Genomic DNA, 12,231 nt, shown 5'->3' with positions numbered 1-12,231 from the left:
ATCATTGAATGGAGTTAGCGAATCCGCTCTGGGTGATTTCGGCGCGAACCGGATCACCAACTTTCTTGTGACCTCGCAATTGCTTGGTTTCATGGCTCACATAGAGCTGAACCCGGTTCCCCTCATAGTCCTCGACTGTATAGACGTCCCCGGCAATATTTTTAACAGTGCCTCCAATTGTTTTCCATGCCGGACCTGGCCTGAGGTCCGAATGGCTTGCGCCGGAAGACACAGAGGTTTCTGCTGCCGAGGAGACGGAATGAGGAGGGGATTTCTTCTCATTCTTTGAACTCGCTGTGGAGGGAGATGGTGTGACCAATGCAATAGCGGCCAGCCCTCCCAAGATGACCATCATGGTACTCCTACGATGTTCTGTCATTGGGCGCCTCCAGTATAAAGAATCATTCGGACTGGAGGGCTTTATGGAGCAAAGCATGTGCCGGACGTCATGCGCACAAAAAGACCGGGTAGTTCCGTGGCTTACGAATCCTCCCGGATGAAGCAGCGGATGGTCTCTCTGAGGTGGAAAAAAAACGGCATGTCGCTGTGCAGATCTGAGCAGCGGCTAGCGTGGGGCGCCACGGTGCTTCTCTGTCTTCTCTCCTTCCAGCCATGATTCAACGCGGCATTTCGTGTAGAGAAAGACCCTGCTAGAATGCCGACATGGATGTGATCGCCACGCACAGCAATGCGGATTTTGACGGCCTGGCCTCCATGGTTGCCGCCCGCAAACTCTTTCCGGACGCCAAGCTGATATTGCCGGCCGGAGCCCAGGAGGCGGTTCGCACGTTTCTCGCCGCTCACGACCTAGGACTCAGTAAACTGCAATCGATCGACTTCTCTCAGATTTCCAGACTCATATTGGTCGACACTCAGGATCCTGATCGAATCGGTGTGCTGAAATCTTGCATTGATAATCCATCGGTAGAGGTGGTGGTGTTCGATCATCATGTTGAAGACCAATCTATATGTAACGGCCGCTCTCTTTTGTCCGTCGTCCAACCGGTCGGTGCCACGACGACGTTACTGGTTGAGCAGTTACGTCAGCGCCGCGTCGCGGTGTCACCATTTGAAGCGACCGTGATAGCACTGGGTCTCTACGAAGAAACTGGCTCGTTTGGCTTTGGCTCCACGACTCCCCGAGATCTTGAAGCCGGGGCGTTCCTGCTTGAAATGGGCGCAGACTTAAACGTCGTGCTGGACACCCTTCGCCGTCCTTTGGATCCCGATACCGTCGCACTCATGAACGATTTGTTGGAACACAGCGACGTCCATTACCTCGAGGGGCGAAAAGTCCTGATCGCGACGAGCGCCATCGATCGCCGCCGGGGTGAAGCGGCCGGAGTCGTACACCTGCTTGCCGAAATGCAGGGCGTCGATGCTGTCATTGTCGCCGTGATGATGGAAGACCGGGTGCAGGTGATCGGACGAAGCCGCCGTCCAGAAATCGACGTGGGATGGATCGCCCGGGAATTTGGGGGCGGCGGCCATGCCGTCGCAGCCGCCGCGACAGTCAAAGGACGACCGCTCTCAGAAGTCAAAGAACGTCTTGTCGAATTGTTGACGACTCGCTATCGGCCTACGCTGTTGGCGCGCGACGTGATGACGACGCCGGTGAAATGCATTGGAATGAGAACGACGATTGCAGCCGCCGGGCAGCGGATGACGAAATATGGAATCAATGTCTTCCCGGTTCTCGATGAGAATGATCACTTCATAGGAATAGTGAGCCGTGAGTTGATTCAAAAAGCCGAGTTTCACCGGCTCGGAAAAGCACCTGTTCAGGACATCATGCAGACTGATGCCTATACGGCAGAGCCAGACACGCCGTTTCATGACGTTGAAGTTGCCATGATCGAACGGAATCAGCGGTTCGTCCCTGTTCTAGCAGGGACGAAGATCGTGGGGGTCATTACCAGGACGGACTTGCTGAGAGTGATGCACGAGGATGTTCTCAAGCTTGCCGGTAGGCAGGCTCTGCCTAATCCATCAGAGCATCTCACCGGAAGAGCCCATCGTAACGTGACGGGATTGCTTCAGAACCGCATGCCGAAGCACGTGGTAGCGCTTCTCAAAGAAGCAGGGCGCCTCGCTGATCGTTGCAATGTGCCGCTGTACGTCGTCGGCGGCTGCGTCAGAGATCTGTTGCTGGGGATCGAGAACCTCGATCTGGATCTCGTCGTGGAGGGGGATGGAATCTCATTTGCCAGAAAACTCGGTGAAATGATGCACGCCCGTGTGAAGGTGCATGAGCGATTCGGTACGGCGATCCTTCTCCTGCCGGATGAATTCAAGCTCGATCTGGCAACCGCCAGAACAGAATATTATGAGTATCCCACCGCCTTGCCGACGGTTGAACAAAGTTCAATCAAGAAAGATCTGTACCGCCGGGATTTCACCATGAATGCGTTGGCCATCCGCTTGAACGCAAAAGGTTTTGGCGATGTCTTGGATTTCTACGGGGGTCAACGAGATCTGAATGACAAGGTCATCCGAGTCTTGCACGGGCTGAGTTTTGTCGAAGATCCGACCCGAGTGTTTCGGGCTGTGCGATTTGAATCCCGGTTCGGATTTCATTTAGGCAAGGATACCGCGGCGTTGATCGCCGGCGCCGTCAAGATGAATCTGTTTCAACGATTATCTGGTCACCGTCTGCTGGAAGAACTGAAATTGCTGTTAGGAGAGCGTGAACCAAAACAGGCTCTGAAGCGACTGGCCGATCTCGACTTGCTCAAGTTCATCCATCCTAAGTTAGTGTGGTCCAGCCGCTTGGAGTCGCTGCTCGATGCCGTAGATCAGGCGGTTGATTGGTATCGGCTGCTGTTTCTCGATCGAAAGATGGACGTGTGGTTGGTGTATTTCATGGCGCTACTGGAAGTCTTGCCGGAACGCCCCGTTCTGGAGACTCTCAAGCGTTTCCCATTTTCCGAATTGGAAGCCAGGTGCCTCAAGACATCCCGGATGGGTAGCCATGCGGTACTTCGCCGGCTTGGAAGAAAACCGCCGCCAAAGCCGGCGGACGTCTATCATCTTCTGTCAGGACTGTGTGATGAAACGCTCTTGAGCCTCATGGCCAAGAGCAAAGGAGAAACGGTCAAGCGGCAGGTGTCAGCGTTCCTCACCACCTATCAACACGTGAAGCCGGTGCTGACCGGTACTGAGTTGAAGGCCATGGGACTTAAGCCGGGTCCGCAGTTCAAGAAGATTCTCGACCGGTTGCTTGACGCGCGTCTGAACGGGGAGGTGAAGACAGAGGCAGAGGAACGACAGCTGGTTCAACAGGTAGGTTGAGACCAAAAGCGAACTGTTTGAAGTATCGGAAAAATCGGATCAAGCATGCGAAGTATGGAATGGTGCACGCAGGAGAACTTGCTCAACAGCCTGCGAGCCTACGCACCTAGAACCGAAGAGTACCCGCAGGAATAGTCTCTCCACTAATTCTCTCCCCACTGTTCGCAGTAGTGTTCCCGTCAACGATTGCCGAATTTTCATTTTTGGGAGCCAAACCGAACTCAACATGATATCCACAAGTTAGGAAGACTATAGTTAACATAATTACATCATTAACTGTTGCCATGGTCGATGACGCTATTTGGCAAATTTGTGTCTACGGGATATGTGTCGGCCTGGTGATCGCCGTCATGCTGGGACTCCCGCCCTTGCTTGGCGAGCGCCACTGGAAAAAGACTGAGCGCCGCTCCGACAGCGCAACGGACATCCCCTATGAATGTGGGATTCGGCCGACTGGCAACGCTCAAGTCCGTCCACCGGTGCAATATTATTTGATCGCCATGTTCTTCGTCATTTTCGATGTGGAGGCGGCGTACCTCTATGCCTGGGCCGTCGCGGTACCGGAGACCGGTTGGCTTGGCTTTATTGAAGTGACGATCTTCGTCAGCATTCTTTTGGCATCCCTTGCCTATTTGTGGCTCACCGGAGCGCTCGACTGGTATGCACAGTCTCAACGTCCGCGGGTTCGTCATGAGCAGCCGCCACGCATGAATGAGTCAACGGAGTTCTACGATGACCGAGTGGCGTAACGGACGACTGGAGGGTGTGCGGATTACCGATGGCGGCGATGGCTCGTTGACCGCTGTCGTTGGTGACTCGGTCCTCTTTGCAAAGCTTCAGGATCTTCTGGCCTGGGGACGGAAGAATTCACTCTGGCCGTTGAACTTCGGTTTGTCGTGCTGTTTCGTCGAGATGGCGACGAGTTTGACCAGTGTCTACGACGTGTCTCGGTTTGGCGCAGAAGTCGTACGCGGTTCACCGCGGCAGGCCGATGTGCTGGTCGTGTCGGGCACGGTGTTTATGAAGGTAGCTCCCGTCATCAAGCAGCTCTATGAACAGATGCTGGAGCCGCGTTGGGTGATTTCGATGGGGTCCTGCTCGAACTCCGGAGGCATGTTTGACGCCTATTCTGTCGTGCAAGGCGTCGATAAATTCATTCCTGTGGACGTGTATATGCCGGGATGTCCGCCGCCGCCACATGCTTTTATGGAATGTCTGCTGCTCCTCCAGAACATGGTGGGATCAGAGCGCCGACCCTTGAGCTGGCACTTTGGTCCACAGGAAGTTCAGAGACCCATTGTGCCCTCGATGCGGGACGCAAAACGGGCCGAGCGGATGAGTCAGCGTGAATATCCGGGTATCGATGTGCTCCCTCGGACCGATCTCCTCTCCCCTCACTTTGCAGGGCAGCCGGACGGCCGTTCGAAAGGCAAGTCATGACTCCACGATCCTCGGCCCTACGAGACACCACGATCGGTGAACAAACTGGACTGGTTGCGGAGCTCATGACGCACTTCGGTTCGGAAGGATATCTGACTGCCGTGCAAGCCACCAAGGATGAGATACCGACGATCTGGGTCGAGAAACACCGGCTTCGTGAAGTTCTCCGCTATGTCAAGACTGAACTCCCTCGTCCGTTTCCCATGCTGTTCGACCTGAGTGCGACAGACGAACGGCTCCGCCGCCATTATGATGGATTGCCAATCGGAACTTTTACCGTGTTCTACCACCTCTTTTCCTTTGATCGGAACCAATCACTTCGCATCAAGGTGGCGCTCGATGGTGAGCCGCTCTCTCTGCCGTCGAGCAGAGATCTGTGGCCAAACGCCGATTGGTATGAACGAGAAATCTTCGACATGTTTGGGATACGTTTCGACGGACACCCATTTCTGCGCCGCCTCCTCATGCCTTCGTGGTGGGAAGGGTATCCACTTCGCAAGGATCATCCCTCGCGTGCGACGGAAATCGGGCAGTTCCAACTGCCGCCGGACAAGCTGGTCATGACCCAGGAGGCGTTGCAATTCAAGCCCGAGGACTGGGGGTTAGCCAGAACCCATCACGATCACGACTCCGACTTCGACTATATGTTCATCAACCTCGGCCCGGCACATACCGGCACGCACGGCGTGCTCCGACTCGTGGCGCAACTCGCGGGTGAGGAAATCATCAATATCGTCCCGGATATCGGTTTTCACCATCGTTCCCAGGAAAAGATCGCTGAACGGCAAACCTGGCATTCCTTCATCCCCTACACCGACCGTGTGGACTACCTCCAGGGTGTGCTGAACGAAATGCCATATTGTCTCTCGGTCGAACGATTGGCGGGTGTCACCGTGCCACCACGGGCGCAAGTCATCCGAGTCATGATGTCCGAACTCTATCGAATCGCCAGTCATCTCGTCTGGTATGGGACCTTTGCGGCGGACATTGGCGCCTTGTCACCGGTCTTTTACATGTTCAACGATCGAGAGCGAATCCTTGCGATCGCCGAAGCCATTTGTGGTGGCCGTATGCATCCGAATTGGCTCCGGATCGGTGGGGTAGCACGGGATCTTCCCATCGGATGGGACACACTGGTCAAACAGTTCGTCGAGTGGTTTCCAAGCCGGCTCGATGACTATGAGCGCCTCGTGATGGACAATCCGATTCTCAAGCAACGGACCGTCGGGATCGGCGCCGTGTCCCTCGATGACGCCATCGCGTGGGGTGCCACCGGCCCCATGTTGCGAGCCTGCGGCTTGCCGTGGGATTTGCGCAAAGCCCGCCCGTACTCCGGCTATGACCAGTTCGACTTTGAAGTTCCAACCGCTTCAAATGGTGATTGTTACGACCGAGCAGTGGTGCATGTCTTGGAGTTGCGCCAGTCGCTGGCGATCGTTCGTCAGTGTCTCAACGCCATGCCGTCCGGTGCCTATACATCACTCGATCCACTTGCGACGCCACCGTTGAAGACACACACAATGCGGGACATCGAAACGCTGATCCATCATTTTGTCGGGGTGAGTTGGGGGCCGGTGCTTCCCCCCGGTGAAGCAGAAGTTCCCACAGAATCGTCAAAAGGCCAGACCAGTTATTACTTGACGAGTGATGGGTCGCAGCTCTCGTACAGGACGAGAATTCGCACCCCCTCGTTCGCCCACATTCAGATGGTGCCACTGATGGCGCGTGGAGAATTGTTATCAGATCTCTTGGCCGTCCTTGGAAGCGTGGACTATGTGTTATCCGATGTGGATCGCTGAAGCACAGTGCTGAGTGCTGAGCATGAAGCCGACGGGCGCCAAACCTCATAACTCAGCACGCAGGATTCAGCCATATGCTGTCAGACGCTGAACGACGAGAACTTGAAGACGCTGTCACGCATTACCCTGATAAACGGGGAGCTGCCATCGATGCCCTGCTGACCATCCAGCGACGGCGCGGCTGGATCTCGGATGACACGCTTCTCGAGATTGCGCAATTTCTCGAGATCACGGCTGAGGATCTGGATAGCATCGCGACATTCTACAACCTCGTGTTTCGGAAACCCGTCGGTCGGCATGTGGCCTTCGTATGCGACAGCATTAGTTGTTGGATCAAGGGTTGCGAGCAAGTGCAGGAGCAGATCAAAACACTCTATGAAGTGGATCTGGGACAGACATCGCCAGACGGGCGTCTGACCGTTTTGCCCATCGCGTGTTTAGGACAGTGTGAACGGGCACCGGCTCTGATGATCGATCAGGATGTGTATGGCGACGTGACCCCCGAAAAGATCGGACAGATCGTGGAGAAATACAAATAAGACAGGCAAAGGCTGAGTTTACAGTTGAGGTTTAGGGAGTTCGCTAAAGTCTTGGTCTTAACCTCAATCTAGTATTGTGAAGATGGAACGACCACTCACTCAACGCATTCATGCGGATGGCACCACGCGGTCGCTACACGAATACGTGAAGGATGGTGGATATCGCTGCGTTCAACGGCTCGCTACCGGGCTGGCGCCCAAGGACCTGCAGCGACTGGTGACCGAAGCGGGATTGCGCGGCAGGGGCGGTGGCGGGTTTCTCACCGGCACAAAGTGGAGCTTTGTCCCGATGGGCCCCGATGCGCCGAAACCAAAGTATATCGTGGCCAATGGTGATGAAATGGAACCGGGCACATTTAAGGATCGTGTGCTGATGGAGGGGGACCCTCATGGCCTGATCGAAGGGATGATCCTCGCTGGCTATGCCATCGACGCGGAGATCGGCTACATTTTCTTGCGCGGGGAATATCATCTATCTGCCCAGCGTCTGACCCAAGCGATTGCGGAAGCCTATGCGGCAGGGTATCTTGGCAAGCCCCTCCCTGGGACGGGGTTTCGTTTTGACCTCCATCTCCATTCCAGCGCCGGCCGGTATATCTGTGGAGAAGAAACCGCGCTGATCAATGCGCTGGAAGGGAAGCGAGCCGTTCCCCGCGCAAAACCTCCCTTTCCACAAACGGTCGGCTTATGGGGGAAACCGACCATCGTGCAGAACGTCGAGACCCTCTACAACCTCCCGCATATCGTGAATCACGGCTCCGCTTGGTATCACAGCTTGAGTCGTACTCAGGACGGTGGCACGAAGATCTATGGCATCAGTGGGCGCGTCACCAATCCTGGATCGTGGGAATTGCCACTCGGCACCACAGCGCGTGAAGTTCTGGAACGATATGCCGGGGGAATGGCCGATGGTGTTCACTTTCGGGGCCTATTGCCAGGCGGCATATCCACTTCGTTCATGACCGAGGAGCACGTCGATCTCCCGTTGGATTTTTCGTCGATCCCGCCTGAGGTCGGTCGTCTTGGCACTGCTACCATGATCGTACTGGATGACCACACCTGTCCGGTTGGGTTTGTGCTGAATCTAGAGAAGTTCTTTGCCCGTGAGTCCTGTGGCTGGTGTACGCCTTGTCGGGAAGGGTTGCCGTGGGTCGCTCGACTCCTCCAGTCGTTCGAGGTAGGGCGCGCGACGAACGACGATCTGGCACTCCTAGACATGCATACGAAGTGGCTTGCTCCCGGTCATACATTCTGCGGTCTCGCACCTGGTGCGATAGCCCCCCTGCAATCGGCTTTGAAATACTTTCGCGACGACTTTGAACAGCACATCAGCTTAGGGCGATGCCCCTGGAGTAACAAGCCAGCGCAATTGAGGGTCTTAGTTTAATTGTATGGCTACCATTATCGTCGATAACAAGTCGTATACGGTCGATGAGCGGCAGAATGTGCTCGCCGCATGCCTCGGGCATGGGCTGAACGTGCCCTATTTCTGCTGGCATCCGGCGATGGGGTCAGTTGGAGCGTGCCGCCAGTGCGCGGTCAAACAGTTCAAAGACGATCGTGATCAGTCTGGTCGGCTGGTGATGTCTTGCATGACGCCAGCAGCCAATGGCACTCGCATCTCAATTGATGATCCAGAGGCCAAAGCCTTTCGTGCGTCGGTCATAGAGTGGCTGATGGTCAATCACCCGCACGATTGTCCTGTGTGTGACGAAGGAGGGGAGTGTCATTTGCAAGATATGACGGTCATGACCGGACATGTCTACCGTCGGTACAGCTTCCCAAAACGGACACATCGCAATCAGGCCCTCGGCCCATTCATTCGCCATGAAATGAATCGGTGTATCCAATGCTTCCGCTGCGTACGATATTACCGAGACTATGCCGGTGGACGAGATCTCAATGTATTCGGGGCGCATGACGCCCTCTACTTTGGTCGGGAACAGGATGGCACCTTAGAGAATGAATTCAGCGGTAATCTTGTGGAGGTTTGTCCAACCGGAGTCTTCACCGACAAAACCTTCTTCCATCACTATGCGCGGAAGTGGGATTTGCAATCAGCCCAATCGATTTGTCCACACTGCAGCCTTGGCTGCAATACGACCGCTGGCGAGCGATCTGGCCTGCTGCGTCGGATCACCAATCGGTTTAACAGCCAGGTGAATGGGTACTTTTTGTGCGATCGCGGGCGGTTTGGATATGAGTATGTCAATAGCGACAAGCGGATCAAGCGAGCCCTCATGCGGCCGGCACTCGATCGGGCCAAGCCGGCGCAGCCGGAGGGAGTGTCTCAGGTTCTCGACATTATTGGAGAGCGTTTACAGCGTGCCCGTGGGATCGTCGGCATTGGTTCGCCCCGTGCCTCAATCGAGGCAAATGCGGCGCTCCGCTCATTGGTCGGACCACAACAGTTTTTTCTTGGCGTTGACGAACAGGAACACCGGCTTCTGTCCGGCATTCTCTCCATTCTTCGGACCGGACCGGTGCCTTCCGCGTCCATTCACGATGCAGAACAATCAGACGCCGTCTTCGTCCTGGGCGAAGATCTCTTGAATAATGCGCCTCGATTAGCGCTGGCCCTTCTGCAATCAGTCCGACAACAGCCAATGGAACGGGTCGACGAGTTGAAGATTCCCCGATGGGATGAGGCCGCAGTGCGCAATGCGGTGCAGAATCGACGAGGACCTCTCTTCATGGCCGGGCATCGGCGGACTTGGTTGCATGAGCACGCAACAGACAGCTATTTCGCCGCGCCAGAGGACGTCGCACGACTGGGGTTCGCGGTGGCTGAAAAAATCGGACCCGATGCGCCGATCGTTTCGGATCTCACCGACGACGTCCGCAACCTCGCTCAGCGCATTGCCGAGGCGCTCACTCATGCCCAACGTCCGCTGATCATTACCGGTACGGGAAGCGGCTCTCAGGCGACGATAGAAGCGGCGGCCAATGTTGCTTGGGCCTTGCACCAACAAGGAAAACAGCCTCGGCTCAGTTTCGTTCTTCCGGAGTGTAATAGTGCGGGTCTCGCATTGCTCGGTGGCAGAAGCCTGAATGACGCGTTCGACACGATCAGTCAGGGAAAGGCCGATACCGTGATTGTGCTGGAGAATGACCTGTATCGACGCGCGGAGCAGGTGAAGATCGACGCCTTCTTGGATACCGCCCAAACAGTCATTGTGATCGATTCCCTTGAGCATCGCACAACGGCGCGAGCCGACGTGCTGCTTCCGGCCGCTACAGGCCCGGAATCCGACGGAACCCTTGTGAATCAAGAAGGGCGAGCCCAGCGGTTCTACCAGGTGTTTGTCCCGGACGATGATGTCAAAGAGAGTTGGCGGTGGCTGAGCGACCTTGCTCGTGCAACCTCACAGGAGACTGGTACCGGATCCGGAGTAGCGACCTGGCGCAACCTCGACGATGCGGTTTCCGCAACGGCGGCGGCTGCCCCTGAGCTGGAACGAATCGGAGAGGTCGCACCCCCTGCAAGTTTTCGTCTGGTGGGTCAAAAAGTTCCCAGGCAGTCTGAGCGATGTAGCGGGCGCACCTCCCTGATCTCTCATCTGACCATCCACGAACCGTCCCCCCCTGTCGACCCAGATTCACCGCTCGGATTTACGATGGAGGGGTACAGAGGACCGCTTCCCTCACCGCTGATTTCCCAATTCTGGGCTCCCGGCTGGAATTCTATCCAGGCCGTGAATACCTATCAGGATGAAGTCGGCGGACCGTTGCGTGAGGAAATGCCGGGGGTTCGGCTCCTTGAGCCAGTCGTGACGAAGGCACCCAGTTGGTTTACTGCCATTCCACGTGCGTTTCAGCCGGCCTCCCGTCAATGGTTGCTCCTTCCACGGTTCGCCGTGTTTGGGAGCGACGAACTCAGTAATCGCTCTCCGGCGATCGTCGAACGGATGTCCCACCCGTTCCTGTCCTTGCATCCATCAGATGGAGGGCGGCTGAGCCTGGAGGAGCAGAGTACGATCGATCTGGTGGTGCAGGGGACGTCATACCGGCTTGCTGTGCGCCTCGATCCTTCTACCCCGGTGGGTACGGCAGGCCTCTTCAGTGGGTCTGAGATGCCCAGCGTAAGCGTGCCGACTCAGGTCGATCTGTTTGAGGCGATCCAGACCGACCAAAGGCGGAGGGTGGCATGATCGATTGGAGCCACACCGCGCTCACCATCGCCGTCATGCTTGGTGGTGGATTGACCTTGGCTGGGATGTTGATCTGGGTCGAACGTCGACTGCTAGGGGTCTGGCAAGAACGATACGGCCCGAACCGTCTGGGGCCAGGCGGGTGCCTGCAATCCCTGGCGGATATGATCAAGATCTTCACGAAAGAAGACTGGGTTCCGCCTTTCGCCGATAAGGCGGTCTTCGTGATCACGCCGGCCATCGTGGTGATCACCGCACTCATGTCGTTTGCCGTAGTGCCGATTGCTCCCCGCTTTGTCGTCGCCGATCTCAATATGGGCGTCATGTTCTTTCTGGCCATGTCGAGCCTCGCCGCCTACAGTGTCATTATTGGAGGCTGGGCCTCCAACAACAAATTCGCGTTTCTCGGCAGTCTTCGGGCGATCGCGCAGTTATTGAGCTACGAAGTTTTCATGGGGTTGTCGCTGATGGGCGCGGTGCTCTTGGCTGGATCATTCAACCTGAGTGACATTGTCGACGCACAACGGCATCAATGGTTCGTGATTCCTCAATTTCTCGGGTTTCTCGGGTTCTTTATGGCGGGATTGGCTGAAGCGCATCGCACCCCGTTCGATATGCCCGAGGCTGAAGCCGAGCTGGTCGCCGGCTACCACTCGGAGTACAGCGGGATGAAATTCGGGATGTTTTTTGTCGGCGAATACCTCAGTGTCATTCTCCTCTCGGCCATGACCGTGATCCTCTTCTTTGGCGGTTGGCACGGACCCTGGTTGCCGCCGGTGGTGTGGTTTGCCTTGAAAATGTCCGGCTTCATCGTCCTGATCATCCTCATTCGGGCAACCTGGCCACGATTCCGCTTTGATCAGCTACTGACATTCGGCTGGAAGGTTGTGATGCCGCTCGCGTTGATCAATCTCTTGGTGACCGGAGGAGTGGTGTTGTGGAGAGCCGGATAACAGGAACTCACCATGCCGCAGTCATGATGGATCGGGTCTGGGGCGAAGAGAAATCGAA

The 12,231-nt window shown here is 56.1% G+C and carries 9 protein-coding genes; 8 read left to right on the top strand and 1 reads right to left on the bottom strand.

Annotation, left to right across the window (positions count from 1 at the left end; translation table 11 throughout):
- Window position 1 precedes the first annotated feature (1 nt).
- The gene (locus H8K03_02905) at window positions 2-379 is read right to left on the bottom strand and encodes a hypothetical protein (GenBank protein UVT20885.1); all 378 of its coding nucleotides are present in this window, start codon (window positions 377-379) and stop codon (window positions 2-4) included.
- Between the two features lie 284 nt (window positions 380-663).
- Between H8K03_02905 and H8K03_02900 the strand changes: the two genes are divergently transcribed.
- The 8 genes from H8K03_02900 (at window position 664) to nuoH (ending at window position 12,173) form a co-directional block, all read left to right on the top strand.
- Window positions 664-3,291 carry a CBS domain-containing protein gene (locus tag H8K03_02900; protein ID UVT20884.1) on the top strand — a complete coding sequence of 876 codons (2,628 nt, stop codon included), beginning with the start codon at window positions 664-666 and terminating at the stop codon, window positions 3,289-3,291.
- A gap of 284 nt (window positions 3,292-3,575) precedes the next feature.
- The gene (ndhC, locus tag H8K03_02895) at window positions 3,576-4,040 is read left to right on the top strand and encodes an NADH-quinone oxidoreductase subunit A (GenBank protein ID UVT20883.1); all 465 of its coding nucleotides are present in this window, start codon (window positions 3,576-3,578) and stop codon (window positions 4,038-4,040) included.
- Window positions 4,003-4,731 carry an NADH-quinone oxidoreductase subunit B gene (locus H8K03_02890; protein ID UVT20882.1) on the top strand — a complete coding sequence of 243 codons (729 nt, stop codon included), beginning with the start codon at window positions 4,003-4,005 and terminating at the stop codon, window positions 4,729-4,731. Before ndhC ends, H8K03_02890 begins: the two co-directional genes overlap by 38 nt.
- The gene (nuoC, locus tag H8K03_02885) at window positions 4,728-6,530 is read left to right on the top strand and encodes an NADH-quinone oxidoreductase subunit C/D (protein ID UVT20881.1); all 1,803 of its coding nucleotides are present in this window, start codon (window positions 4,728-4,730) and stop codon (window positions 6,528-6,530) included. Before H8K03_02890 ends, nuoC begins: the two co-directional genes overlap by 4 nt.
- 74 nt (window positions 6,531-6,604) lie before the next feature.
- The gene (gene nuoE, locus H8K03_02880; protein UVT20880.1) at window positions 6,605-7,069 is read left to right on the top strand and encodes an NADH-quinone oxidoreductase subunit NuoE; all 465 of its coding nucleotides are present in this window, start codon (window positions 6,605-6,607) and stop codon (window positions 7,067-7,069) included.
- An 82-nt stretch (window positions 7,070-7,151) separates the two neighbouring features.
- The gene (locus H8K03_02875) at window positions 7,152-8,456 is read left to right on the top strand and encodes an SLBB domain-containing protein (GenBank protein ID UVT20879.1); all 1,305 of its coding nucleotides are present in this window, start codon (window positions 7,152-7,154) and stop codon (window positions 8,454-8,456) included.
- 4 nt (window positions 8,457-8,460) lie between these two features.
- Complete coding sequence (gene nuoG / locus H8K03_02870; protein UVT20878.1) at window positions 8,461-11,220, top strand: NADH-quinone oxidoreductase subunit NuoG; 2,760 nt, start codon at window positions 8,461-8,463, stop codon at window positions 11,218-11,220.
- Window positions 11,220-12,173, top strand: coding sequence for an NADH-quinone oxidoreductase subunit NuoH (nuoH, locus tag H8K03_02865; protein ID UVT22359.1), 954 nt, complete (start codon window positions 11,220-11,222; stop codon window positions 12,171-12,173). The genes nuoG and nuoH overlap by 1 nt, the downstream gene beginning before the upstream one ends.
- Window positions 12,174-12,231 lie beyond the last annotated feature (58 nt).

It is taken from the genome of Nitrospira sp. (assembly GCA_024760545.1).
Lineage (GTDB): Bacteria > Nitrospirota > Nitrospiria > Nitrospirales > Nitrospiraceae > Nitrospira_D.
This window is presented reverse-complemented; position numbering and strand designations above follow the sequence as displayed.

What these genes read in the sequence shown, in the direction of transcription:
- H8K03_02905 (UVT20885.1), bottom strand. Translation starts at nt 379, where the DNA reads ATGACAGAACATCGTAGGAGTACCATGATGGTCATCTTGGGAGGGCTG.
- H8K03_02900 (UVT20884.1), top strand. Translation starts at nt 664, where the DNA reads ATGGATGTGATCGCCACGCACAGCAATGCGGATTTTGACGGCCTGGCC.
- ndhC (UVT20883.1), top strand. Translation starts at nt 3,576, where the DNA reads ATGGTCGATGACGCTATTTGGCAAATTTGTGTCTACGGGATATGTGTC.
- H8K03_02890 (UVT20882.1), top strand. Translation starts at nt 4,003, where the DNA reads ATGAGTCAACGGAGTTCTACGATGACCGAGTGGCGTAACGGACGACTG.
- nuoC (UVT20881.1), top strand. Translation starts at nt 4,728, where the DNA reads ATGACTCCACGATCCTCGGCCCTACGAGACACCACGATCGGTGAACAA.
- nuoE (UVT20880.1), top strand. Translation starts at nt 6,605, where the DNA reads ATGCTGTCAGACGCTGAACGACGAGAACTTGAAGACGCTGTCACGCAT.
- H8K03_02875 (UVT20879.1), top strand. Translation starts at nt 7,152, where the DNA reads ATGGAACGACCACTCACTCAACGCATTCATGCGGATGGCACCACGCGG.
- nuoG (UVT20878.1), top strand. Translation starts at nt 8,461, where the DNA reads ATGGCTACCATTATCGTCGATAACAAGTCGTATACGGTCGATGAGCGG.